This is a genomic window from Micromonospora sp. NPDC018662 (genome assembly GCF_044391475.1).
GTDB lineage: Bacteria > Actinomycetota > Actinomycetes > Mycobacteriales > Micromonosporaceae > Micromonospora.
Genome location: NZ_JBISAC010000013.1, coordinates 52,522 through 77,583, shown reverse-complemented (window position 1 = coordinate 77,583; position 25,062 = coordinate 52,522). Strand labels below are relative to the sequence as shown.

20 protein-coding genes are annotated in these 25,062 nt (G+C 73.2%); 8 read left to right on the top strand and 12 right to left on the bottom strand.

What is annotated here, in order from left to right:
- Positions 1-165 precede the first annotated feature (165 nt).
- Entirely contained in the window at positions 166-771 is a 606-nt protein-coding gene (locus ACH495_RS27965; protein WP_396860693.1) for a TetR/AcrR family transcriptional regulator, read from the bottom strand.
- Positions 772-841: 70 nt separating this feature from the next.
- On the opposite strand from ACH495_RS27965, the gene ACH495_RS27960 reads away from it, so the two are divergent.
- Positions 842-2,110: an FAD-binding oxidoreductase gene (locus tag ACH495_RS27960; RefSeq protein ID WP_396860692.1), complete on the top strand. Its 1,269-nt coding sequence runs from the start codon at positions 842-844 to the stop codon at positions 2,108-2,110.
- A gap of 25 nt (positions 2,111-2,135) precedes the next feature.
- A complete protein-coding gene (locus ACH495_RS27955; RefSeq protein ID WP_396860691.1) occupies positions 2,136-2,867 on the top strand; it encodes a MerR family transcriptional regulator in 732 nt (243 codons plus the stop codon).
- Positions 2,868-2,991: 124 nt separating this feature from the next.
- Here ACH495_RS27955 and ACH495_RS27950 read toward each other — a convergent pair whose 3' ends face one another.
- From ACH495_RS27950 to ACH495_RS27935, 4 genes are all read right to left on the bottom strand, one after another.
- Positions 2,992-3,315, bottom strand: a complete 324-nt coding sequence (locus ACH495_RS27950) for a hypothetical protein (protein ID WP_396860690.1) — start codon at positions 3,313-3,315, stop codon at positions 2,992-2,994.
- Complete coding sequence (locus tag ACH495_RS27945; RefSeq protein WP_396860689.1) at positions 3,312-3,995, bottom strand: DUF3159 domain-containing protein; 684 nt, start codon at positions 3,993-3,995, stop codon at positions 3,312-3,314. The genes ACH495_RS27950 and ACH495_RS27945 overlap by 4 nt, the downstream gene beginning before the upstream one ends.
- A gap of 63 nt (positions 3,996-4,058) precedes the next feature.
- Positions 4,059-4,364, bottom strand: coding sequence for a MerR family DNA-binding transcriptional regulator (locus tag ACH495_RS27940; protein WP_396860688.1), 306 nt, complete (start codon positions 4,362-4,364; stop codon positions 4,059-4,061).
- Between the two features lie 39 nt (positions 4,365-4,403).
- Positions 4,404-5,900, bottom strand: coding sequence for an alpha/beta hydrolase (locus ACH495_RS27935; RefSeq protein WP_396860687.1), 1,497 nt, complete (start codon positions 5,898-5,900; stop codon positions 4,404-4,406).
- A 233-nt stretch (positions 5,901-6,133) separates the two neighbouring features.
- Between ACH495_RS27935 and ACH495_RS27930 the strand changes: the two genes are divergently transcribed.
- The 3 genes from ACH495_RS27930 (at position 6,134) to ACH495_RS27920 (ending at position 9,981) form a co-directional block, all read left to right on the top strand.
- Positions 6,134-7,756, top strand: coding sequence for an alpha/beta hydrolase (locus ACH495_RS27930; protein ID WP_396860686.1), 1,623 nt, complete (start codon positions 6,134-6,136; stop codon positions 7,754-7,756).
- Positions 7,757-7,982: 226 nt separating this feature from the next.
- Positions 7,983-8,888, top strand: a complete 906-nt coding sequence (gene bla, locus ACH495_RS27925) for a class A beta-lactamase (protein WP_396860685.1) — start codon at positions 7,983-7,985, stop codon at positions 8,886-8,888.
- A 283-nt stretch (positions 8,889-9,171) separates the two neighbouring features.
- Complete coding sequence (locus ACH495_RS27920) at positions 9,172-9,981, top strand: CPBP family intramembrane glutamic endopeptidase (RefSeq protein WP_396860684.1); 810 nt, start codon at positions 9,172-9,174, stop codon at positions 9,979-9,981.
- Here ACH495_RS27920 and ACH495_RS27915 read toward each other — a convergent pair.
- Positions 9,978-10,898 (bottom strand): serine hydrolase, encoded by a 921-nt coding sequence (locus ACH495_RS27915; protein ID WP_396860778.1) that lies wholly within the window; start codon positions 10,896-10,898, stop codon positions 9,978-9,980. The genes ACH495_RS27920 and ACH495_RS27915 overlap by 4 nt on opposite strands.
- 8 nt (positions 10,899-10,906) lie before the next feature.
- Entirely contained in the window at positions 10,907-11,809 is a 903-nt protein-coding gene (locus tag ACH495_RS27910) for a LysR family transcriptional regulator (RefSeq protein ID WP_396860683.1), read from the bottom strand.
- 197 nt (positions 11,810-12,006) lie between these two features.
- Here ACH495_RS27910 and ACH495_RS27905 point away from each other — a divergent pair, with 197 nt between their 5' ends.
- The gene (locus tag ACH495_RS27905; RefSeq protein ID WP_396860682.1) at positions 12,007-13,230 is read left to right on the top strand and encodes a hypothetical protein; all 1,224 of its coding nucleotides are present in this window, start codon (positions 12,007-12,009) and stop codon (positions 13,228-13,230) included.
- 64 nt (positions 13,231-13,294) lie between these two features.
- On the opposite strand, the gene ACH495_RS27900 is transcribed toward ACH495_RS27905, so the two are convergent.
- Genes ACH495_RS27900 through ACH495_RS27890 form a run of 3 tightly spaced genes read right to left on the bottom strand, consistent with a single transcriptional unit; the run spans position 13,295 to position 19,147 of the window.
- Complete coding sequence (locus ACH495_RS27900) at positions 13,295-16,693, bottom strand: S8 family serine peptidase (protein WP_396860681.1); 3,399 nt, start codon at positions 16,691-16,693, stop codon at positions 13,295-13,297.
- Between the two features lie 46 nt (positions 16,694-16,739).
- Positions 16,740-17,978, bottom strand: a complete 1,239-nt coding sequence (locus ACH495_RS27895; protein WP_396860680.1) for a hypothetical protein — start codon at positions 17,976-17,978, stop codon at positions 16,740-16,742.
- Entirely contained in the window at positions 17,975-19,147 is a 1,173-nt protein-coding gene (locus ACH495_RS27890; protein WP_396860679.1) for a ThiF family adenylyltransferase, read from the bottom strand. The genes ACH495_RS27895 and ACH495_RS27890 overlap by 4 nt, the downstream gene beginning before the upstream one ends.
- A 429-nt stretch (positions 19,148-19,576) precedes the next feature.
- Here ACH495_RS27890 and ACH495_RS27885 point away from each other — a divergent pair, with 429 nt between their 5' ends.
- Together ACH495_RS27885 and ACH495_RS27880 are read left to right on the top strand one after the other, a co-directional pair.
- The gene (locus ACH495_RS27885) at positions 19,577-22,186 is read left to right on the top strand and encodes a tetratricopeptide repeat protein (protein ID WP_396860678.1); all 2,610 of its coding nucleotides are present in this window, start codon (positions 19,577-19,579) and stop codon (positions 22,184-22,186) included.
- Positions 22,187-22,422: 236 nt separating this feature from the next.
- Positions 22,423-24,498 carry a heavy metal translocating P-type ATPase gene (locus ACH495_RS27880; protein WP_396860777.1) on the top strand — a complete coding sequence of 692 codons (2,076 nt, stop codon included), beginning with the start codon at positions 22,423-22,425 and terminating at the stop codon, positions 24,496-24,498.
- Here the strand turns inward: ACH495_RS27880 and ACH495_RS27875 are convergent.
- Together ACH495_RS27875 and ACH495_RS27870 are read right to left on the bottom strand one after the other, a co-directional pair.
- Positions 24,482-24,724: a DUF6357 family protein gene (locus ACH495_RS27875; RefSeq protein ID WP_396860677.1), complete on the bottom strand. Its 243-nt coding sequence runs from the start codon at positions 24,722-24,724 to the stop codon at positions 24,482-24,484. The genes ACH495_RS27880 and ACH495_RS27875 overlap by 17 nt on opposite strands.
- Positions 24,648-25,028 (bottom strand): hypothetical protein, encoded by a 381-nt coding sequence (locus tag ACH495_RS27870; protein WP_396860780.1) that lies wholly within the window; start codon positions 25,026-25,028, stop codon positions 24,648-24,650. Before ACH495_RS27870 ends, ACH495_RS27875 begins: the two co-directional genes overlap by 77 nt.
- Positions 25,029-25,062 lie beyond the last annotated feature (34 nt).

The window sequence follows — 25,062 nt, the reverse complement described above, 5'->3', positions numbered from 1 at the left end:
GAGCTGGGCTTATGTCAGCGAGCGAAGAGTGGACGCGATCTGCGGATGCCGCGTACGACGAGTGGGCGGACCGAGGAGCTGCTGCTCCACGCCGCCGAGACGGCCGAGCCGACGGCCGGCCGTGGCGTCAGCCCTGATCGCGCGCCGGCCGGCGGCGACCGGGCCTCAGCGGAGAGCCGCGGCGGCCTGGGCGACCAACCAGCGTTCCGACTGCTCGTAGGTCCAGCCGTTGTCGTCGAGCAGGGTGAAGTAGCCGGAGTATCCGAAGTAGAACCAGAGGATGTCGGTCGCCTCGGCCACTGTCGTTCCCGGGCGCAGGCCGCCGACCTCGTGGAGCCGGACGGCGACGGCCTCGACGGCGTCGCGGTAGCGCTTCGTGGCCACCCGCAGGTTCTCGGCGACCTCGGCGTGGTGCGGCGCGGTGGTCAGCATCAGCCGCATGATGTCGCCGTACGTCTCGCGCATGGCCCGGACGGCGGCTGCCGTGTCGCGCAGGATCTCGTCCGGGTCGGTGAGGGTCTCCTGCCGGGAGAGGGTCTGCGCCACGATCGGGGCCTGGCTCCACAGGTCGACGAGCGTGCGGATCAGCCCCTGCTTGCCGCCGGTCACCGCGTACACCGTGGCCGGCGCCACGCGGGCCTCGGCGGCGATGTCCTCGATCTTCGTCGCGAAGTATCCGTTGCGGGCGAAGAGCATCCGCGCCGCCTCGATGATGGCGGCGCGGGTGGCGGCGGCGTACTCGGCGCGGCGGCCTCTCGGCGCTTCGGTCATGGTCGGGTGAGCATAGCCGCTGCCACTCACCAGAGTTGGTCTCTGACGAATGAGTGGCTACTCTGTTCACATGGCTGACATGCTGACGTCCGGAACGGAGTACGAGGCAGCGCGGACGATCTGGAACGGCGCGGTGACCAGCCGTCCGCTCGCCGTCCTTCGGTGCGCCGACACGGCTGACGTCCAGACCGGGGTGCGGACCGCCCGGGAGGAAGGTCTCGCCCTGTCGGTGCGCGGCGGCGGGCACGACTGGGCCGGTCGCGCGCTGGCCGACGGCGGGCTGACGCTGGACCTGAGCCCGATGCGGCAGGTGAGCGTCGACCCGGCAACCGCGGTCGCCACCGTCGCCGGCGGTGCCACCTCGGCCGACGTGGCCGCGGCCGCGCAGCGGGCCGGCCTGGTCGCGGTGACCGGGACGGCCGGTTCGGTCGGCATGGCCGGCCTGACGCTCGGCGGTGGGTACGGGCCGCTGAGCGGCCGGTTCGGCCTGGCCGCCGACAACCTGCTGTCGGCCGAGGTGGTGCTCGCCGACGGCACGCTGGTCACCGCGGACGAGGAGCACGATCCCGAGTTGCTCTGGGCGCTGCGCGGTGGTGGCGGCAACTTCGGCGTCGTCACCTCGATGCGGATCCGGCTGCACGCGGTGCCGGGGATCCTGGCCGGGATGATCATGTTTGGGTTCGACGTGCTGCCGGCGTTGGCGGAGTCGCTGCTGCGGGGGCCGGACGAGCTGACCGTGCAGGCCGGCTTCATCACCGCCCCGACCGGCGAACCGGCGCTCTTCGCGGCGCCCACCTGGTGCGGCGACCCCGAGGCCGGGGCCACGGTGCTGCAACGGCTCACCGAACTCGGCGAGCCGCTGACGGCGCAGGTCGGCCCGACCACGATGACCGACCAGCTCGCCCAGATCGACGCGATGTTCCCGGCCGGCCGCCACGTCGAGATCGGGACCCGCACGGTCACCGGACTCGACCGTGAGGTCCAGCAGGTCCTGCTCGACGCCGCGGACGCCAAGACCTCACCGCTGTCGGCGATCTCGCTGCACAGCCTCCATGGCGTGGCCGCTCGCGTCCCCGCCGACGCGACCGCGTTCCGCAACCGGACGCCGCACCTGATGGTCGAGACCATCGCGGTCTGGGAACCCGGGGACTCCGCCGAGGAGGAACACCGGGCCTGGGTACGGGGAACCGACGGGCTTCCGGGCGGCTATCCCAACCTGCTCGGTCCGGACGACACCGAGCGCACCGCCGCCGCCTTCGGGCCGAATGCCGAGCGCCTGCTCACCGCCAAGAAGCGGTACGACCCCGACCTGGTGTTCCACGCTCCGGGGAGGCTCTGACGGCACACCTGGGAGGAGGCGCGCGGTGGCCTGGAGCACCCGGGAGATCGCCCAACTCGCCGGCACCACGCTGCGGGCGGTACGCCACTACCACGAGATCGGCCTGCTGGCGGAGCCCCGCCGGCGTAGCAACGGCTACAAGCAGTACGGGGTGGCTCACCTCGTCCGGATCCTGCGCATCAAACGCCTGACGGACCTGGGGTTCTCGCTGTCGCAGATCGCGACCATGCAGGACACCGACGACCAGCCCGTGGAGGCGCTGCGCACCCTCGACGCCGAACTCGCGGCGACCATCGAACGGCTCCAACGGGCGCGCCTCGAACTCGCCGTCATCCTGCGGCAGCCCACACCGGCGGAACTGCCACCCGGCCTCGTGGCACCCGCTGTGGTGTCGGCGATGCCGCACGCCGACCGTTCGTTCATCGTCGTGCTGACCCGGGTGCTGGGCGCCGAGACCATGCGGGCCTGGGCGGACATGCTGCGCAAGCCCGTCACCGACCCGGTCGCCGAACGGTTCAACACGCTGCCCGAGTACGCCGACGAGCAGACCCGCGCCGCCGTGGCCCGGGACCTGGCGCCCTACGTCCGAAAGCTGTACGCGGAGCACCCGGGAGCGAGGATCACGAACGCCGGGACCCGGTACAGCGCGGGCTACGTCGAGCAGGCGGTCAGCAAGGCGCTGGCGGAGCTCTACAACGACGCGCAGTTGGACGTCCTGCGGCGCACCAACCGACTGCTCACCGAACCGCGCGACTGACCGCCGTGGCTCGGCCCCGCGGAGGTGGGAGCGTCGATGACGGCACGGACCGGGTGCTTGCTCCGACGGCTCGCCGCACCGGGGGTCCTCGTGGTGAGCGGAACGCGGCCCGGCGCACCGAGGTTCAGCGGTCGCCCGGCACCTGGTCGTGCCGCTGACCGCGGTCACGGCCGAAGCGCTGCAGGATCCGGACGTACAGCATGCCCATGCAGCCGCTGAGGGTCGCGATGACGATCGCCATCGGAAGGCGTCCGGCGGCGACGATGCCCGCCACGACGAGCAGTGACACCATGAACGCGACGACACCGAGCGCGGCATAGAGCCTGTCCTGCACGTTCTCCCAGCGTCGCATCGCTCGGCTGCGCTGTCGGTCGAGGCTGCGGGTTTCGATGAACAGGGCGATCAACAGGACGGGAACCACCTGTAGCGCGGCCTCGTAGAGGGTCACTTCTGTGCCTTTCCGGATTCTTGGTCAGCTTTGCGGCTGTTGTCGGCGGTGCGGAGGCGGCTGGTGCTGCGCCGGAAGCTCCACACGACGACCAGCGCGGCCAGCACGGTGAGCGGGGTGCCCATGACGATCCGGGCGACGCCCAACCCGCCGGTGCTGTCGGTCAGGTAGAGCCACTGCTGGATCGCGAACCGCGAACCGAACACCGACGCCGCGGCGAGGGTCGCGACGTCGTGCGCCACGCGTACGGCTCGGTCGGACCGCCACGCATGCGTCCCGCCGTGCAGGGCGTTCCAGATGACACCGGTCAGCGGTCGACGAGCCAGCACCGACCCGAACGTGACGACGAACCCGGCCAGGGAGGCCCAGATCCCGATCACGAAGAAGTCCCGCGCGGAGCCGGTCCACGCGACGATCCCGGCGGCCACCGCCACGCCGAGCAGGCTGCCGACCGCGGAGACGGGACGCTCGCCGCGCAGCAGCCGTACGACGAACAACGCCAGCCCGGTCGCGACCGCGACCCCGATGGCCACCGGCAGCGGCAGGAACGCGTCCGCCGTCACGAACACGACCACCGGAACCGTCGAGTAGACGAACCCGGCGACGCCGCCCATCTGGTGCAGCACGGTGGGCCTGGCGGGCTGGGCAGTGTCGTCGACCTCGTCGACCTCGTTCAGCATCGGACAATTAGCGGGTGTGCCGCAGCGGCACACTCAAGCCCGTACGACATGGTGTGGTCGACCTCACGGGCGTGCGACCGCCCCCCGACCGCCCGGAGGAAGACCGACCAGTGGCGCGGCCCCGGCCCGCCGCGCCCTGCGCCGCCAGCTCCCGCAGGATGCCCGCCAGTTCCTCGCGGATCCGCTGCTGGCGGCCAGCTCGGCGTCGAGGGCGCGGAACGTCTGTTCCGCGCCCTCGTCCGAACTGCCGTTGGTCGCCCGCTCGGGCTCCGCCAGCAGCCCGATCCGGTGGTAGTGCCGCACGGTCTTCAGCGTGGCGCCGGCGATCTCCGCCAGCTCACGTGTGCTCCCACCACGCCCGTTCCGCATGCCGCCTGTGCACACCGTGCCCCGGCGGCACGGTCCACGTCAGCCGCGTCGGCAGGTCCGGTCGCCGGCCGGCATCGTGCCGTCCACCAGGTACGCGGTGGTGACGTTCAAGGCGCAGGCGTTACCGCCGAGCACGTAGACGCCGTGCCCGCTCCCGTCGACGGTGACCAGCCGGGAGCGCTTCTCGAACTTCTCCCGCAGCAGCTTGCCGCCGGCGAGCGGGGTGACCGGATCGTGCCGGTTCTGCAGGATCAGCACGTTGCGCGGCCCCTTGTCGTGCACCGCCACCGGCGGCCCGGCCGGGTCGTGCGTCCAGAAGGCGCAGGGGGTGATGTTGGCGCTGGCCGCGCCGAACAGCGGGAACCGCTCGCGGTCCTGCGCGACCGCCCGCCGGTAGGTGTCCACGTCCTCGGGCCACTCGACGTCGTTGCAGGTGACGGCGAGGAACACGGTGAGGGCGTTGTCCTGCGGGTTGGGTGCGGCCGCCGCCTTCGCCCGCGGCGCCTCGCCCGGCGTGAGGTAGGTCTGCCAGATCCGCGCGAGGTTCGGGTACTGGATCTCGTTGTAGAGGGAGCCGAAGGTGATCTGCCGGAAGAGGGCACCGGTGACCCCGTCGGCGGCGGGCGTCTCGTCGAGCCGTTCGGCGATGGTGAGGTAGGTCCGACGGACCTGCTGCGGGGTGCGGCCCAGACCGTAGGACTCGTGCCGCTTCGCCACCCACGTCGCGAAGTCGGGGAACGTCTGCTCCATGCCGAGCGCGAACCGGCGCAGGCCGGCCCGGTCGAGGTGGGTGTCGCCGACGATGCTGTCCAGCACCACCCGGTCCGTGCTTCCCGGGAACATCGAGGCGTACGCGGCACCCAGCGCCGAGCCGTAGGACGCCCCGTAGAAGCTGGCCTTTCGCTCGCCCAGCGCGACCCGGATCCGGTCCAGGTCGCGGGCCATGTTCGCGGTGCTCAGGTGCCGCAGCCGCCCGTCGGTGTCGGCGGCCGCGCAGCGCTCGGCGACGTCCTTGGCGATCCCCGCCTGCCGGGTGACGGCCGCGTCGTCGGGCGCGTACGGCGGGATGTTGGCCCAGTAGGCGTCGTCGGCGGTGAAACCGCAGCTCACCGGCGTCGAGTGCCCGACACCCCGGGTGTCCATGCCGATCAGGTCGTAGGCGTCAGTGACGCCGGTCGGCAGCCCCTTCGAGACCAGGAAGGCCGGTTGGTCCAGCCCGGTGCCGCCCGGCCCGCCCGGGTTGAACATCAGCACGCCACGTCGCTTCTCGGGGTTCGTGCTGGCGATCCGCGACACCATGATCTCGATCTGGGTGCCGTCCGGGTCGCGGTAGTCCAACGGAACGGGCACCTTCGCGCACTGCACCGGCAACTGCACCGTCGGCGGCACCACGACGTCCTTCGGGCACGCCGTCCACTGCGGACCGGTCGCCGGCTGTCCCGCCGTCGATTCGCCGGCCGTCGCCGGAATCACCGCGGCCAGGGCACCGACCAGTCCCAGCATCCCCACCAGGGCCATCCCACGTCTTCGCGACATTCTCGTCTCCTGTCCGACCCGCCCTCCGGCGGGCTCACCCCATGCCAACCTGTGCCCTCGGGGCACAGTCAAATGGGCACCGGGTCCGCTGCGGGTGATCCCCCCGTACGAGGTGGCGGATCCTCCCGGACGTCACCGACCACGTCACACCCGGGCGGGGTTGAGTGTGCCGCTACGGCCGGGTGTCTCGTCGAGGACGCAAACGTGCAGGACGACTCGATTCGGAGAATCCGATGGCCTTGTTCGACTCCGGCCCACCCGTGGACCGGTCCGCCTCACCTGCTCCCCGGCGCCGCACCGCTCGCGTCGGCGCCGCCACCGGGGCGACGGCGGTGCTCGCGTTGGTGGCTGCCTGCACCGGCACCCCGACCTCGGCGGAATCCGAGCCGCGGCCGTCCGCTGCCGGGCTGGAGGTCTACTACGGGCAGAAGTTGTCGTTCGGCTCGTGTGCGGGCTACGGCACCACGCCGGGGGAGAAGAAGCAGTACGTCGAGCCCTTCGAGTGCGCGCGGCTCACGGTGCCGTTGGACTACCAGGATCCGAAGGGCAGGACCATCCAGGTCGCGGTGCTCCGGCTCCCCGCCCAGGGGGACCCCGGGCAGCGCATCGGGTCACTGGTGCTCAACCCGGGCGGCCCGGGCGGTTCGGGCCTGACCCAGGCGACCACCTTCAGCGTCGCCCACGCGAAGAGCCCGCTGCGGCAACGCTTCGACGTGGTGGGGTTCGATCCGCGCGGGGTCGGCTCGTCGACGCCCGCGATCAGCTGCTTCACCGACGCCGAACGCGATCGTGGCGAGGACCAGACCACGCTGCTGGCCTCCTCGGGGCAGTGGAGCGCGGACGACACCCGGCAACTGGCGGAACGGTGCGCGAAAGGCTCGGGCGGAAAGGAGATCCTGTCCGCGGTCGGCACCCGCAACGTCGCCCGGGACATGGACGTCCTGCGCTCAGCCCTGGGTGACGAGAAGCTCACCTTCGCCGGGCAGAGCTACGGCACCCGACTCGGCGCGGTCTACGCCGAGATGTTCGGCGCGAACGTGCGGGCGATGGTGCTGGACGGCGTGACGGACCCCACCCTGGAGAACCCGCAGCGGCGGCTCACCCAGCAGGCCGGCTTCCAACAGAACTTCGAGAAGCTGGCGGCCTCCTGTGCCACCAGCAAGGACTGCCCACTGGGCGCCGACCCGGCCCGGGCCACTGACGTCTTCCAGAAGCTGGTGCGGCCCCTGATCGACAAGCCCGTTCCCGCCGGGAAGGGGCGCACGCTGAACTTCAACCAGGCCACCGGCGGCGTCACCGCCGGCCTCTACTACCCCGAGGTCTGGCCGGCGCTCATCAAGGGCCTCGCCCAGCTCAAGCAGGGGGACGGGTCGCAGATCCTGAAGGTCGGCGACGTGTTCGGCGGTCGGGACGCCTCCGGCGGGTGGACCAACTTCCTCGAGGCCAACCTCGCCGTCAACTGCAACGACGAGGTACGCCGCACGCCCGAGGAGGAAGCCCGGCTGCGCGCCGACATCGCCAGGACCAGCCCGTACGTGGCAACCGGCAGGAACGTCGACGGGGTCAGCCGGGACGCGTGCGAGTCCTGGCCCGGCGAGCCCAGCCTCGGCATCCCGTACGCGCAGGACGTCAAGGGCCTGCCCACGACTCTGGTCATCTCCGTCACCGGCGACCCGGCCACCCCCTACGCCGCCGGCAAGGTCCTCGCCGACGAGATCGGCGGCACCGTGCTCACCGTCGAGGGTGCACGGCACACCGTCGCGCAGGAGGGGATCAACCCCTGCGTCAACGCCGCCTTCGCCGCCTACCTCATCGACCTGAAGGTCCCCACGACGGACCAGCGCTGTCGTCTCTGACCTGACCGCCGGCCATCGACGTGGAGTCGCCGGTCGTGGGGCGGCCCCCGGCGACTCACCGGCCCCGGTGCGCCCGACCGGCGGTTGGCCCCGCCGCCCATTGATGCCCGATCGGCATGAATCCCGCGACTTCTGTCTTCGACCGTATGCCGGATCGCTGTCAGGGTCGAGTCCTGTCCGACCGGCGCTGTCCGACGCCCGGTCCACCTACCGACAAGGAGTGGTCATGGTTTCTGCGACTCACCGCCTGGTGGCCGCGGCGGCAGTGGTGTCGCTGGCCGCCTGCGGTCCCGCCGGTGCCGCCGAACAGCCGACGCGGGGCAGCGCGGTGCCGACCCAGACATCAGCCGCCTCCGACCGGAAGCCCGAGTTCCGGCAGCTCGAGAAGAAGTTCGACGCGCGGCTGGGCGTCTACGCGGTCGACACCGGCACCGGCCGGACGGTGCAGTACCGCGCCGATGAGCGATTCGCGTTCGCCTCGACCATCAAGGCGTTGACCGCCGCCGAGGTCCTCGACGAGACCACGGACGCCGAACTGGACCGGGTGGTGCGGTACTCGGCGTCCGACCTGGTGACCTACTCGCCGATCACCGAGCAGCACGTCGCCACGGGCATGACGCTGCGCGCCATCGCGGACGCCGCCGTGCGGTACAGCGACAACACGGCCGCCAACCTGATGCTGCGCCACCTGGGCGGACCGCAGCGGTTCGAGGAGGAGCTGCGCGGGATCGGCGACCAGGTCACCGATCCGGAGCGGTACGAGACCGCGCTCAACGAGGCCCGGCCCGGCGACCGGCGGGACACCAGCACCCCGCGGGCCCTGGCCGAGTCCCTCCGGGCGTACACCGTCGGTGACGCCCTCGGACCCGCGGACCGCGACACCCTCAACGGTTGGCTGCGGGGGAACACCACCGGCGGTGAGCTGATCCGTGCCGGCGTGCCCGACGGCTGGGTCGTCGGTGACAAGACCGGTTCCGGCGGCTACGGCACCCGCAACGACATCGCGGTGCTCTGGCCGCCGAACCGGGCGCCGATCGTCCTCGCGGTCCTGTCCAGCCGCGACGAGAAGGACGCCAGCTATCAAAACGCCCTCATCGCCGAGGCGACGGAGGCGGTGTTGGCCGGCTGGTGAGCGTTGACCGGCACCCGGGTACGTCGAGATGTCACGGTGCGGTGGTGACGCGGTGTCACTGCCCGCCGGGCGCGATGAGCGCTGCAATGAGGTGTCCACCCCTTCGAAAGGAATCTTCCCGATGAATGCCCCACGATCCGACGGGTCCTGGAAGACGACGGATCGCCCGAACCCTTCTGACGCGGGCGGCCCGCGACCGCGGACACCGGAGCCTTCGCCGCCTGCCGTCGACCCCTCCCGCCCGTTCGGCGCTCACCTGCGCATGGCCTGGTGGAAGCCGCTCGTGCTCCTCGTCGTGATGGGGCTGGCGATGCTGGCCCTCCAGGTTTTGTCCTACCTGCTCGTGGGCGTCGTCGAGGGCAGCGACGACCCGTTCTCCCCCACCATGACACCGTTGAAGTCCCTGGCCATCAACCTCAGCATCGGCGCGTCGGGCGTCGTGGCGATCCTGTTCCTGGCGTGGGTCGCGAAGGTGCCGTGGCGCAGCTTGATCAGCTCACCCCGGGCCTTCGACGCCCGCCGCCTGACGACCTACCTGGTCAGCGCGGTGCTGCTGGTGGGGGCCGGGCTCGGTGTCGTGGCGCTGGTCGCGCCCGACTCGACGCCGTGGGTCGGCTTCGGTGTCAGCGGCACGACGATCGCCCTGCTGGTGGTCACCGTGCTGACCACGCCGCTGCAGTCCGCCGGCGAGGAGCTGATGTGGCGAAGCGCCCTGCTGCCCGCCGCCGCGTCCTGGGTACGCGCGGTCCGGCCGGCCCTGGCCGTCGGGCTCGTCGTGTCCAGCCTGGGCTTCGCCATGCTGCACGGTTCGACCGACCCCTGGCTGTTCGGCTACTTCACCTTCATCGGCCTCTGCACCGGCGTCATGGCGATCATCAGCGGCGGCATCGAGGCGCCGGTCGCCTTCCACGTCGCCAACAACGTCCTGTTCGGGATCGCCAACACGGTGCTGGCCGACGGCGAGCCCTACGCCATCGACCGGTCCACCGACTCCGGTGACGCGTCCCTGCTGATCCTGGCTGCCGTCAACGTCGCCATGGTGGCGCTGGTCTGGCTGCGCGAGCGGCGGGCCCGGTCCGCGAGCGCGAGCTAACCCCACCAGGGCAGGGCACCCGTCCGCAGGTGGTCGTGCAGGGACCGGGCGACCTGTGCCATCGTCGCCTCGCTGCCGGGTTGGGCGACCGCGGGGACCCGGGAGGCGGTGAACGCGACGACCGCGTACGACCGCCCGTCGGCGTGCTCCACCACCCCTGCCTCGTGGCGCAGGTGCAGCAGGGTGCCGGTCTTCGACGACCACCGGGAAGCGTCCGAGGTGAAGTCCGGTGCCAGCCGCTGCCGGTGCAGGTTCTCGCCCATCAGGGCGCGTACCCGCGCGGCGGTGGCCTCCTGGATCGCCGACGGCCGCCAGAGAGCGTGCAGCAGGTCGGCGAAGGCCCGGGCCGAACCGGCGTTGGCGCGGGTGACGTCGAGCTGCGCGACCGGGTGGCCCTGCCCGGGGGTAGCCGCGCCGATGGCGAGGGAGTGGGCCAGATGCGCGTGGTCGGGGCCGAGGCGTTCCGCCGGCGTGTCGGCGAGGTCGCCGGCGCGATGCCGGACGGTGATGCCGTCGACGCGCAGTCGTCGCAGCTCGGTGGCGACCGCAGTCGGCGGGACGAGCTCGAACAGGGCGTCGGCGGCGACGGAGTCGCTGATGGAGGTGCTCAGGTAGAGCAGGTCGTCCACGGCGATCCGCGCGGGGTGGCGGAAGCGGCTCAACCCGGTCGGGCCCGGTGTGGTGATCCGACCGGGCAGGACGTCGACCGGTGCCGCCGGGTCGAGTTCCCCGCGCGCGATCCGCTCCAGCACGGCGACCGCCAGCGGCACCTTCACCAGCGACGCCATCGGGTACGGGGTGTCCGTGTCGAAGCCGATCTCCGCGCCGGTGTCGAGGTCGCGGACCAGGAAAGCGCCGTCGAGTCCCGCCTCGTCGAGCAGGTCACGCGCGTCGCGGACGACGGTGGTGGCGCTCATGCCCTCACTCATGCCGGCTCTCCCGGCGACCCCGGGGGGCCGTCGGGGGCGCCCAGGCAGTGGGCGATGTCCGCGTACAGGACCGTGCCGAGCTGGTCGAGGTCCTCGCGGACGCCGGCGGCGACGTCGTAGCCCCGGACGAGTCGGGGGTCGGCGACGGGGCACCAGTGCAGTGCGAAGTCCTCGGCCTGCTGACGGGAGCAGAGCAGCAGGTCGGGGGAGCCGAGGGCCGCCGCCGCGGCGTCGACAAGCGACGCCGCGACCGTCACCTGGGCCGGCGCCAGGCCGGCCGACTGCCCGGCGCGGGTCAGCGGGTCCCGCAGGTGCGCGACGTCGTCCTCGGGTTGGATCAGGATCCGCCGGCGGGCCTGCGTGCGGGCCCGTCCGCTGCGCAGCGTCTCCAGGAACACCGTCGGCGCCGGGAAGGGGGTCCGGGCGGCCAGCCCGAGCGGCACCCGCCAGGCCGCCGTCGCCTCCGGAACCGCCACGATCCCGGCACCGACCTCCAGGGTCCGGCAGAGCCGTTCCCGCTCCGGCGGGCCGGCCGGCCGTACCTCCAGGTGGATCCGCTGCCGCCGCGCCGCGACCACCAGGGCGGCGAGGCGGTGCGGCGGGCAGATATCGGGTACGGCGACCCGAAGCGGACGCAACCGGGCCCGCTCGGCGTCGTCGCTCATGGCGTCGGCGAGGTCGACCAGCCGCCGCGCCGAGGGCAGCATGTCCTGCCCGAACGGCGTCAACCGCACCGCCCGGGACGACCTGTCGAACAGCCGCGCCCCGAAGTGCTCCTCCAGGGCGGCGATGCGGCGACTGGCGACCGGCTGGGGGATGCCCGCGGCGGCGGCGCCGGAGGTGAAGCTCCCGTGCCCACTGACCGCGACGAAGGCCCGGCAGGCGGCGACCACATCCATCTCCCGAACCTTATACCTGGGTCCCGGGGACGAACGGCGTGGCCGCACGGGTCGGCGCGGGGTTGAGTGTGCCGCTACGGCCGGGTGTCTGATGGAGGTCGTCACCCGTCGGCGCCGCCACGAACGACAGCGCTGGGCCGAACAGTCTGCGCGCTGATCGCGGCCCACCGAATCGGCACATCGACAGCAAGGACACCATGCGCCACTCTCCAGCACACCCGATCGTGCGCCCGCTGGGGGCGTTCGAGCACATCATCGACCTCTACATCAGTCGCAACCCGGTTCAGTTCTCGCTCGTCGTCGAACTCGCCTCGCCCGTTTCGGCGCACCAACTGGAGCGCGCGCTCGCGCAGTTGCAGCGGACGCACCCGCTGCTCGCCGTCGGCATCGATCGCACCGACGCCCACCCCACCTTCTGCGAGTCGACCGAGCTCATCGATGTCCGACAGGTCCGCGGGGGAGACTGGCGCGAAGCGGCAGCGCAGGAGCAGACTCGTCCCGTCGACGCCGACGGGAGCCCGCTGGCGCGCGCGACGCTCGTGAGCGACGCCTCCGGTGACCGTGGCACCGCCGTGGTCCTGACGTTCTCCCACCAGATCACCGACGGACGCGGCGCGCTCCGTGCCGCACACGACCTCCTCGCGATCCTCGCCGGGCAGACGCTTCCGGCCCGGCCGGTGCCCACCGACCAGGAGAGCCTGCTCGAGCGCCTACCCCGGACGGAGCGGCCGATCGATCACACCCCGGATCCGGCGGCGGAGCCGGCTGTCGCCACGATCCGTCCGTTCGACGCCACGGCACCGAGCATCGAGATCGCCGAACTCGACCCCGCGACTACCGAACACCTTCGCTCCACCGCCCGTGCCAACGGGTCGACCGTCCAGGGGGCACTCTGTGCCGCCGCCGCGCAGGCGCTCTCCGCGCGCACCGGGGCCGAGAGCATCCGCATCAACGTTCCCATCGACCTCCGCTCCGCGCTGGGTCTCGAGGACGACGTCGTGAACCGCTTCACGGCGACGGCCGTGGTGCTGCACGCACCCGCGCACAGCACGCTCTGGTCCCTCGCGAAGGATGCGACGGCGCAACTGCGAGCCGCCCGGGAAGCCGCCCGGGAGGCGGCGCTGATGCTGGCGACGCTCGAACCCGCCGACGCCTCGGAGGCGGAGGCGGCGATGCTCGCGGCCACCGCCGCCGACCTGGAGATCACCAACCTGGGGACATCGGAGCCCGACACGTCGTCAGCGGTCGCGATCTGGGGACCGACGATGACGACGCAGGTCCGGGACGAACGGATCCTCGGCGTCGTCACCCACGCCGGGTCGCTGAGACTCGTCCTGACGACACACGGCGATGCGACTGGTCTTCCTGCTGACATCGCCAGCCGCCTCACCCGACTGCCGGGTTCGGGAGCGGAGGGCTAGGTTCTCCGCGAACGCCCCGGGGAGCAGTTGCTCACCCGGGGCCGTTCACCTGTGCGGCGTCCCCTCAGCGCAGGCGGCGCGGCTGCGGGAACGGCAGGACGGTGGCGGGTGTGCGGCCGACGGTGTACGCGTAGGGCACCGCCGCCACCTCCGTACCGAACCCGGTCCGCGCATCGAGCGCGGTCACCGTCAGCGATCCGGCAACCCGTCGCCCGACCGGTCCGTCGGGGGTGAAGGTCACCGTGACCCGGCCGCTCTGCCCCGGTGCCAGTGTCAGCGGTGGGTCCGGCTCGGTCGCTCCCTCGACCACCCGCCGCCAGTAGCTGCCGGTGGACGACGTGGCCTGCCGGTCGAGGAGCCGGGTCAGCGCGGTCGCCGCGCAGTCCACCCGGGCCGGTGGCTGCGGCGTGGCGCCGAACGGGCCGGATCGGTTGGCGTCGCAGATCCAGGTCGTCGCCGCCACCTCGGCCGACGACACCAGCACCTCCGAGCGGCGGCCGGTGGTGCCGGCCAGGTCCGGGTCCCCGACGTAGTAGCCGTTCTCCCCGTAGGGCTGCGTGTCGAGCCGGTGCGGCAGTGTCGAATCGGCTGTCATCCGCAGCGCGGTGGTGCCGGTCGGGACCGGGAAGCGGGGATAGACATCGGCCCCGGACACCGGTGTCCGGTAGGTGGCCGACGCGACCGGCCGCAGCGGCACCTCGCCGACCATGTCGAGCCGGGCGTCCACCAGGTAGGAGGCCGGCGCGACGCCGGTGTTGGTGATGGTGATGGTGGCCCGGGCCGGGCGGCCGGCCGGGAGCACCCCGTCCGCCGGCACGCCGGTCGCGGCGACGGGTAGCGGGGCGTATGCCACCCGCCCGTGGAACGGTTGGCTGGTGCGCGCCGTGGCCGTCGGGGCGGTGAGCACCAGCACCACGGTCCACCGACCGGCCTGCGGGGCCCGCCGCACGAGGTCCAGGCGGGGCGGCGCGGTGGCCCCCGCGGAGCGGGAGCTGCTGGCCGCGAGCGGCATGCCGGTCGGATCGACGAGCAGACCCCACACTTCCAGGCCGGGGTCGTCGCCGACGGCCAGCGACACGGCCAGCGCCGGTCTCCCGGCGGGCACGTCGAGTTGGAAGCTGCGTCGCTGCCCGAGCAGGGCCCATCCGGCGAGGGCGCCGTTGCCGCCGGAGAAGACGCCGCGGAAGCTGCCGCCGGAGGGGCCGGTCGGCACCAGCGTGCGCAGGCCCAGTGGGAGCGCCGCGTACCCGGTCGCGCCGGCGGTGACGGTCACCGCGGCCACCGTGTCACCGGCCTCGGCCGGCAGGCGGACCGGCAGCCGGACGGTCCGCGTGGCGCCGGCAGGTACGACAGCCGACGGGCCGGTGCGGGTGCCCAGCCGCAGCGCGGTGATGTCGTACCGCACCGCCCCCACCGGCGGGGACCCGTCGTCGCGGGTCCAGATCGCCACGCTCCAGCGGCCCGGCTGCGGCGCGGCCACTGTCGCGTCCGCGTACCCGCCGTTGCCTAGCGGCAGGGAGTAGCCGGCGAGCCGTCCGGCGGGGTCGAAGACGCTCACCGCGACCGGGGCGGTGTGGACGCGGGGGTCCCAGGCCACCGCGGCGTGGAGCTGGTCGGTTCCGCCCGGCACGGTGACCGGCACCCGGCGGGCGTTCGCCGGCACCCCGTCGGAGTCGGCGAACGTCTCGCCGGCGCCGGCGGCCGGCGTCACCCGGCCGGCGGCCAGGCGGCGGGCCGGCGCGGCGGACCGCAGGGCGACGGTGACGCGGCGAGGGTGCGTGCTCGGGTTGGTGACCCGCACGGCGACCGGGGTGACCCGGCGCGGCGCGCCGGTGATGCTCGCCGTCGAGGTGGTGACGAGCAGCCCCGCCGCGTCCCGGGAGGCGCGTCGATCGGGGGACCGGCCGGGGGACGGCGTCGGGTCGGTCAGGGCGGCGGCCAGGCGCACCGCGGCGAGCGTGTCGACGCGGCCGGCGCCCTGCTGGCCGGCCGGTTGCCGCAGATCGGCCGCGGCGCTCATGAGGATGCGTTTGACCTGCCCGGGGGTGGGTGCGGCGCCGGTGTGCCGGCGCACCGTCTGGATCACCAGCGCGGCCGCCCCGGCCACGAACGGCGCCGCCGCGCTGGTGCCGCCGAACAGGAAGAACGGGCTGGGGGTGCCGCCGTCGAAGAAGGAGATGCAGCTCTGGTAGCGGGTGGTGTCCGTCGAGCAGGCGGCCCAGCCGGTGTCACCGGGTGCGACGAGGTCGACGGTGCGCGGTTCGGCCTGGGCGGTGCCGCCGGAGCTCAACGCGGACATCGAGTCGGACCGGTGGCCGCGCCCGAGCGGGGCCCCGCCGTAGCCGAGTTGGTCGTAGGCGCGCAGTTGGGTGCTGGCGCCGACGGCGATGACGTCCGGGTCGCTGGCCGGTGAGCCCAGCGTGTCGTCCGGTCCGGCGTCCCCGGTGGCGACCACCACTGTCACGCCCGCCGCGACGGCCGCGTCGTTGGCCAGCCGAAGGGCGTTGGCGGCCGTGTCCGGGTAGCCGTAGCCGACCAGCGACTCGTTCAGCACGTCCACGTGTTCGTGGAGCACCGCCCACTCGATGCCCTGCAGGACGACGGACGTGGGCGCGGCGACGTTGCTGAACACCTTCGCCACGTGCACGGTGGCGGCCGGCGCGACGCCGAGGATCCGCATCGGGCACGGGGCGGCCGGGCGGTGCACCGGGTGGGCGTACGGTCCGGCGTCGTAGACGCCGACGCCCTGGGCGGCGATGACGCTCGCGTCGCCGAAGGATTCCAGGATGTACGAGGGGGCGTCCAGGCCGTCGCCGGTGAAGTCGGCGTAGCCGGCGACGACGGACCGCCCGTCGCGGACGAACTCGGGCGCGCCCGGGTCGATCGGCCCGCCGAGCACGCCGACGCGCACCCCGGCCCCGTCGGCGAGGTCCTGCGCGCCGGGCGCCCGGGCCGATCCGACGGTACGCGTCAACGCCAGCCCCTCCGGTTCGGTCAACGGCGGTCCACCCGGGCGGGCGCAGCGCCACCCACCTGCCCCGGCACCGCCGGTCACCGACGCGGGTGCGGGGCGGGGTGCGCCGACTGGGGTGACCGGTTGGCGCAGTCGTAGCGGTTGGTCGGGCAGCACGGCGCGTACCCCGGGTCGGGACGCCAGGTCGGCGGCGGCCCGCGGCGACAGCGTGGCGGCGATGGCGTTGACCAGGCGCAACGGCTGCACCCGGGTGGCGCCTGCGCGGCGCAGGTCGGTGAGCACCGGCTGCTGTCCGGCGGCGATGCGGGCGGTCCGGTCGGCGAGCCGCCGCCCCGGCGTGGCGTCGTGTTGGTCGGCGAGGACGACGATGACGGCCCGGGCCGGCCCGCCGGCCGCGGCTGCCGGTGCGGCCACCACGGCGACCGGGCCGGCGGCCAGGGCCGGCGTGAGGAGGGCGGCCAGCACGCGGTGCGGCGCGGTGAACGGCACGATGGTGTCCTCGCTTTCCCGGGAGGTTGGGCAGTGGGCGAGCCGGTCAGGTGGCGGTACGGCGTTCGGTGACGACGACCCAGCCGAAGGTGGCCAGTTGCAGGGCGACGAGCGCGAGGAAGCCCACGCCGTTCCAGAAGGCGGGCCCGTCGAGCGGGGCGTCGAGGCCGTCGACGGCCAGGCCGACCATCGTGACCATGGCGGGCACCGTGAGGGCCAGCAGCGCCACGGTCACCACGAGTGACCCGAGCAGGTAGCACGGCGCGTACCAGCGGATGATCCGCAGCTCCCGCGCCGGCACGCCACCCAGGTCGTGCGCGGGGGCGCGGCCGACCAGCCGCCGGGCCTGGTTGGTCAGCCAGCGCCGGGTGTCGCCCATCAGGTCACCCAGCCGCAGCCAGTTGCCCAGGACGAAGTAGATGTCGGTGCGCATGAACACCAGGAACTGGTAGACCACCGACAGGGTGAGCGTGTAGACGATCCCGCGGACCAGGCGGTCGTGCACCCCGGCGAGTTGCAGCAGCAGGCAGGCCGACATGAGCAGCAGGTCCCAGGTCAGCCCGGCCAGGTAGGGGGCGTAGCGGCGGCGGCGGGGCACGGACCGCACCGCCGACATCTCCGTCTGCGCCACCAGGAACCACAGCCGTCGGCTGACGGACAGCCGTCCCGTGACGCCCAACGCCCGTACGGTGGCCGCGTGCGCCAGCTCGTGCAGCAGCACCAGCGTCCAGGCCACCGCCGCGACGAGCAGCGCGTTGGCCAGGACCCCGTCCACGAGGAACGCGTCCGCCGGGGTGGGCCGCAGCCGGGGAACGAACGCCAGCAGCAGCGGTACGGTCAGCCAGCCGGCGGCGTAGGGCAGCCGCATCGCCGGCGCGAGCAGCCAGGCGACCCGGTGCGGCGACAGGTTCGCCAGCAGCGCCAGTCCCCGCCGGGGTACGGCGACACCGGTGCCCGGTACGGCGTCGATCGTCGACCCGCCGGCGCCGGCCGGGTCGCCGGCTGTGCCCGCTTCGACGTCGGGCTGCACGAAGCCGCAGGACGCGAGGCCGTCGAGGAAGTCGGCGAGGTCCGGCTCCGTTCCGTACCGCTCGGCGAACCGCCGGCGGACCTCGCCGAGCGGGATTCCTTCGCCGAGCCACCGGACGAGGTCGACGCCCTCGGCCGGCAACTCGACGAAGTCGCCGGTGTCCACCCGGCCGACCTCGCACACACCGTCCTCGCTCTCGCCGATGTGCAGCGGATACAGCCGGACGACTGTGGTGTCGGCGAGCGCGCTGGTCACGGCGCGGATCCGGACGCGACCGTGGTCCGCGTGTCGTGGGCGGTGGCGCCGGGGCGGGGGACCCGGCCCTGCGGGCCGCAGGCGGCGCAGTCGTCGAGCAGTGTGCCCTCGGCGAACTGCGTCTCCATCCGGTGCACGTCGACGACGAGCTTGCGACCGACGATGACCGGTTCCGCCATGCCGGTGAGGTACTTGACGGCCTCCAGGGCGGCCAGGTTGCCGATCATCCCGGCCATCGGCGCGTTGCACGGGTTGATGGTCCGGTCACCGATCACCCCGACCACGTACTCGGCCATCGGCGTGTACTCCGGGTGGTTGGCCGCGGCGTCCTGCTCGACGCACTGGAAGCACGCGGTGCGGTAGGGCACGTGCAGGAAGAGGCTGACCGTCAACCCGTCGTTGGAACCGCGCATCCACGCGGTGCCCTCCCGCAGGGCCGCCTCGTTCAGCCACTGGTAGAGCGTGAGGCGGGGCCGGTCCGCGGCGCAGATCACCAGGTCCCGGCCGGTCATGCAGGCGCGGGCGGCGTCGACCCCGTCCACGCGGGCGTTGCGTCCGCTGACCCGCACGTGCGGGTTGATCTCGGTCAGCCGGCGGACGGCGGCGCTCACCTTGGGCTGCCCGACGTCGGCGTCGGTGTAGAGCACCTGCCGGTTGAGGTTCATCAGCTCCACGTCGTCGTCGTCGACCAGCAGGATGTCCCCGACGCCGATCGCGGCCAGGCTCATGGCCACGTACGACCCGAGCCCGCCGATGCCGAGCACCGTGACCCGGGCGTCGCGCAGCCGCAGCTGGAAGTCGGCAGCGGTCAGCGGCGGCTTGTGGAAGTAGGAGAAGAACTCCAGGTTGCGCCGGTACCGTTCGCGTTCCGCCGCCGGCAGCCGAGCCGGCGGGGGCACGGCGGCGTCCTCCACGAAACCCATGTCGATCAGCGCGTCGACGGACGCGTCGACGTCGGCGGCGGTGATGCCCGGCTGGTGCTGCGCCATCGCGTCGGCCAACTCGGGTCGGGTGCGCGTGCCGTCCATCAGGCTCAGCAGGCGCCAGGTGTTGCCGTGCTCGTCGTCGACCATCTCCGAGGCGATGCCGTAGTCGCCGCCGCCGATGCGGATGCGGCCGTCGCCCAGCGGGATGGGGGGAAACACACTCTTGATCCGGGGTCGCCTCATCCGTACTCGCTCCTTCGGGTCCTGGTGGGGCGGTCGTCGCCCCGGGGCGTCGAGGCGGTCCTGGTCACCGCCCCCCGGCGGTGACCAGGACCGTCGGGGTCAGCAGTCCGTGCAGGGGCTGCAGGCGCAGATGACGGTGGTCTCGATCTTCTCGAGACGACGGATCTGGATCTTCATGGCGACACCTCCCTCGGCGGCTAGCGACTGGCCGGCGCGTGACCGGCGGACGCCGGCGGTGCCCGGCCCGCACCAGGAGTCTGCGGCGGGTCGTCGGGGCGTGGGGGAATCCCGGACGACTCCGGACGCGTCCGCGTTGCTTCCCGCCGGCGAGCGCGATGTCGACGCAAATCAACGACACATCTCGTGACGCCGCTGGCCAGCGCCGGTCTAGTGGAGACGCCAACCGATGCCACATGCTCAGGAGCTGCCGTGACCGAGTCACTGTCGAGTGGCGGCGGTGTGACGCCGCCGGATCCGGGAGGGGCCGACTCGCTGGACGAGGTGGCCCGCATCCTGCGGATCTTGAAAGTGTGGGCCGGTGACCCCTCCTACGACACGATCAAGAACCGGATCAACACCGCCTGCCGGGCCGCGCACCCGGGCGGCCCGGTCGTCGCCCGGAGGACGACAGTCGCCGACTGCTTCAAGTCCGGCCGACGGCGGCTCAACACCGACCTGGTGATCGCCGTGGTGCAGGCGCTGCACCCGGACGTGGGCTACGTGGCGCAGTGGCGCCAGGCGCTGCGGGTCGTCAGCGGGGAAGCCCGCGCGGCGGCGCAGGTACGCGTGCACGGCACCCTGCCGCCGGACCTGCCCGGCTTCGTCGGTCGCACCGCCGCGCTGCACCGACTCCGACATGCGCTCGACACCGGTGATCCCGACGCCGGGGTGGTCGTCATCGCGTTGCACGGCATGGCCGGCGTCGGCAAGACCCAGCTCGCCGTCCACGCCGCGCACGCCCGGCACCGGGAGGAGCCGTTCGACCGGATCCTGTTCGTCAACCTGCGCGGATTCCACCCCGACCCCACGCAGCCGCCGGCCGACCCGGCCTCCGTCCTCGAGGGTTTCCTGCGTCTGCTGGGCGTCGCCGGCCAGCAGATACCGCACGACCTGACCGCCCGCGTGGCAACCTACCGACGCCTGCTGGCCGGCACCCGCACGCTGGTCGTGCTGGACAACGCCCGAGACGCCGAGCAGGCCCGCCCGCTGCTGACCGACACCCGGGGCTGCCCCGTGCTGATCACCACCCGACGCGCCCTGCGCGCCCTGCCGCACACCACGCACGTCGCGGTGGACCTGTTCACCCCGGACGAATCGGCGGCCCTGCTCGCCGCCGGCGGATCGCACATCCCCAGCGGCTCCGACCCGAACGCGATGGCCCGCATCGCCCACCGATGCGGGCACCTCCCGCTCGCGCTCGGGCTGGTCACCGCGCACATCAGGGGCACCTCCGGCTGGACGCTGACCGACCACGCCGACCGGCTCGACGAACGCCATCACCAGCAGCGCCTCGACCTCAGCGTCGAGCTTGCCTTCGACCTGTCCTACCAGCACCTGCCCGCCGACCGGCGCCGGCTGCTACGCCTCGTGGCCGCACACCCGGGCGACGACTTCGACGCCCCGGCCGTCGCAGCGCTCACCGGCATCCCCACCTGCGAGGCGCGGACCCAGCTGCGTCACCTTCACCGCGACCATCTGCTGCACCACGCCGCCCCCGGCCGCTACGCCCTGCACGACCTGGTGCGCGCCTACGCCACCAGCCGATGTACCGACGAGGACCCGCCGTCCGAACGCCGCGCCGCCCTGACCCGCCTGTTCGACTACTACGTGGCCGGCGCCCTCGCCGCCGTGGACGTCCTCTACCCCGCCGGGTCGCACCGCAGGGTGCCGTCGAACGGCGTCACCGTCGCCGCTCCGGCCGACCCGGACACCGCCCGCAGATGGCTGGACACCGAACGCCCGACTCTGGTCGCCGTCGCCGCGCACGCCGCCGCGCACGGCTGGCACTCCCACCCCGCGTACCTGTCGGCTGCCCTGTTCCAGTACCTGCACGGCGGACACCCCACCGACGCCCTCGCCATCCACGAGCACGCCCGTCACGCCGCACACCGTGCCGGCGACACGGTCGAACAGGCGCACGCCTCGACCAGCCTCGGCGCCACCTACACCCAACTCGGTCGGTACGGGCCGGCGGCCGAGCACCTCCAACGGGCCAGCACCCTGTTCCGGCAGAGCGGCGACCACGTCGGCGAAGCCCGCGCGCTGATCAACCTCGGCGTCATCGAGTCACAGCTCGGCCGCAACCGGGCCGCCGCCGACACCTACCGCCACGCGCTGGCCCTGTTCCGGCAGGCCGGTCACCGGGCCGGGGAGGCGCACGCGCTGAACAACCTCGGTGAGGTCGAAGCGCAACTGGGTGAATACCGCTCGGCCACGGAACACGTGCGGCAGTCGCTGATCCTCTTTCGGCAACTGGGCGGCCGGGCCAGCGAAGCCTGGACGCTGAACACCCTCGGCGACATCGAGATCCGGCTGGGACGGCACCCGGCGGCCAGGTCCCACCTGGAGCAGGCGCTGGCCCTGTACCGTCAACTCGGCAACCGCACGGGTCAGGCCTGGACGCTGAACAGCCTCGGTACCCTGCACACCCGCCTCGGCCAGCTCACCGACCACCACCAACTGTCGCTCGACATCTTCCGTGAGACCGGCGAACGGTACGGCGAAGCCAGCGCGCTCAACGGGCTCGCCGAAGCGGCCCGCCTGGCGGGAGAGCTGGCCGACGCGCTCCGCCACCACACCGCGGCCCACACGATCGCGGTCGACATCGGCGCGCACCAGGAGCACGCCCGCGCCCACGCCGGCCTCGGTCACGTCCACCGCGCCCTCGGGGCACCCACCGCCGCCCGCCGGCACCTCCAACGGGCGATGATCCTCTACACCGACCTCGACATGCCCGAGGCCGAACAGATCCTCGCCCACCTCGGCGCCCTCGACGACGACGGCGTCGCGCAGGGGAACCACACAGCCCTGCTCATGTGAGCACATGGGGCTGCCGTCGACCCTCGGCCGCGAGCCACCCGAACGATCCCGTCACCCTGCCCGCCGCGACACCACCCGGGGCCCGGCCCGTCGCATCGTCTGCCGGGGGTGGTTCCGGTCGCCAGGTGTCTCGTCCGGCGGGGCGGGTACTCCTTCCCGCCGGCGCCGCACGGCCTGCGCGGCGTACGAGCGGCATCGGTCAGGTACCCGTGCGGGGTAGCCGTGGTGGCGACCACATCCCCGAGGAGGAGCATCGTCGCAGCCGTACCCCCGGCGGGTACGTCTTCGGGGGCGGGGGTGGAGCCGTGACACGTCAGCACGCCGGGCACGACCCGGAGCGGTTCCGGCGCAGGTTCTGGCTGAGCCTGGCGCTGACCGTGCCGATCGTGGCCACCAGCCACATGGTGATGGACTGGTTCGGCTACCGGCTGGACGTCCCCGGCACGACCTGGGTCGGCCCGGTGCTCGGGACGGTGGTGTTCGCCTACGGCGGCTGGCCGTTCCTGGTCGGCGGCGGGCGCGAGGTCCGCGACCGGGCGCCCGGCATGATGCTGCTGATCTCGATGGCGATCACCGTCGCCTACGTCGCGTCCCTGGCCACCAGCCTCGGCGGGTTCAGCCTCGACTTCTGGTGGGAGCTGGCGGCGCTGGTGACCATCATGCTGCTGGGCCACTGGCAGGAGATGAAGGCGGTCGGTCAGGCCCAGGGCGCCCTCTCCGCGCTCGCCGCGCTGCTGCCCGACGACGCCGAACGCCTCGACGACTCCGGCCGCCCCCACCCGGTCCCGGTCGGTGAGCTGCGGGTAGGTGACGTGGTGCTGGTGCGCTCCGGTGGTCGGGTGCCGGCCGACGGTCGGATCGTCGACGGTGCCGCCGAACTGGACGAGTCGATGATCACGGGGGAGTCCCGGCCGGTGCCCCGCGCCGTCGGGGACCGGGTGGTCGCCGGCACCGTGGCCACCGACTCCGCCCTGCGGGTACGCGTCGAGGCGGTCGGCGAGGACACCGCGCTGGCCGGCATCGGCCGACTCGTCACCGAGGCGCAGAGCTCCGCCGGCCGGGCGCAGGTGCTGGCCGACCGGTTCGCCGCCTGGCTGTTCTACCTCGCCACCGCCGCCGCGCTGATCACCTTCGGCACCTGGTGGGCCCTCGGCGACCTCGACCAGGCCGTGGTCCGCACCGTCACCGTCCTGGTCATCGCCTGCCCGCACGCCCTCGGGCTGGCCATCCCGCTGGTGATCGCGCTGTCCACGGCCGTCTCGGCCAGAGCCGGCATCCTCGTCAAGGACCGCCTCTCCCTCGAACGCATGCGGGGCGTCGACGCGGTGCTGTTCGACAAGACCGGCACCCTCACCAGGGGCGCCCACACCCTCACCGCCGTCGCCGCCATCGGGGGACGCGCCGAGGACGACGTGCTGCGCATCGCCGGCGCGGTCGAGGCCGACAGTGAGCACCCCCTCGCCCGGGCCCTCACCGCCGCCGCCCACGCCCGCGGTCCGACGCCCGCGGCCCGCGACTTCCGGTCCCTGACCGGGCGCGGCGTGCAGGCCGTCGTCGACGGCACCGTCTACGCCGTCGGCGGTCCCGCCCTGCTGCGGGAACTCGACGCCACGGTGCCCGCCGACCTCGACGCCGACAGCGCCCGCTGGTCGGCCCGGGGCGCCGCGGTCCTGCACCTCGTGCGGCTGCCCGCCGACGGCCGCGGAGAACCGGTCGGCGCGTTCGCGCTCGAGGACGAGGTGCGCCCGGAGGCCCGGCAGGCCATCACGGAGCTGCGCGCGCAGGGCGTCAGGAAGATCGCCATGATCACCGGCGACGCCCGTCCGGTCGCCGAGGCGGTCGCCGCCGACCTGGGCTTCCGGCCCGGCGTGGACGAGGTGTTCGCCGAGGTCCTGCCCGCCGACAAGGACCGCGCCGTGGCCGACCTGCGGACCCGCGGCCTGACGGTGGCCATGGTCGGCGACGGGGTCAACGACGCTCCCGCCCTGGCCCGCGCCGACGTCGGCATCGCCATCGGCGCCGGCACCGACGTCGCCATCGAGTCCGCCGGCGTGGTCCTCGCCTCCTCCGACCCGCGCGGCGTCACCGGCGTGATCCGGCTCTCCCGCGCCTCCTACCGCAAGATGGTGCAGAACCTCGCCTGGGCCGCCGGCTACAACGTGGTCGCCATCCCCCTCGCCGCCGGCGTCCTGGCCTGGGCGGGCGTCGCCCTGAGCCCCGCCGTCGGCGCGGTGCTGATGTCCGCCTCCACCATCGTCGTGGCGCTCAACGCGCAACTGCTGCGCCGCGTACGCCTCACCCCAGCCGACTGACCGCGCCACGGGTCGCTGGATCTCCGACCGGACGGCGCGGGCGTGGGTTCCCTCCGGGACTACCGGGCACCGCGTCGACGACGCGCGCGCTCGAACTCGGTGGCTTCAGCTCGCCGTCCTCGCGGATCACGGTGGGGATCCAGCCGCTGCTACGCGTGAAGACGATGTCTCTCACCGCTCGGGCGCGGGTCGGGAAACCACTGCCCGAAGTGGTCGAGGCCGGCATAGCCGTTCTCGAAGAACAGCATCGCGCTCGGCAGGTAGCGGTTGCGCCGGTCGACCAGGAGGTGTGCCGACCGAGCGTCGTCCCCGTCCGTGATCCGGGAGATCACCCCCCGACGAGGCATGAGCACCAGACTCTGCCTCGCCGCCTCGTCCCGGATGGTGTAGGTGTCGGACTCTCGACCCCGGAAGAACGCGGAGAACGCCTCGTACGCCTCCTGGGGGTCGCCCACCGAGACGTGGTGATCGTCGCCATCACCGGCCGAGAAGACGAACTGCTTCGGGCCGGGACGGTAGGGGCGGGCCATGGGCGTCCTTCGTCGACGTGTGACAGCTCCGCTG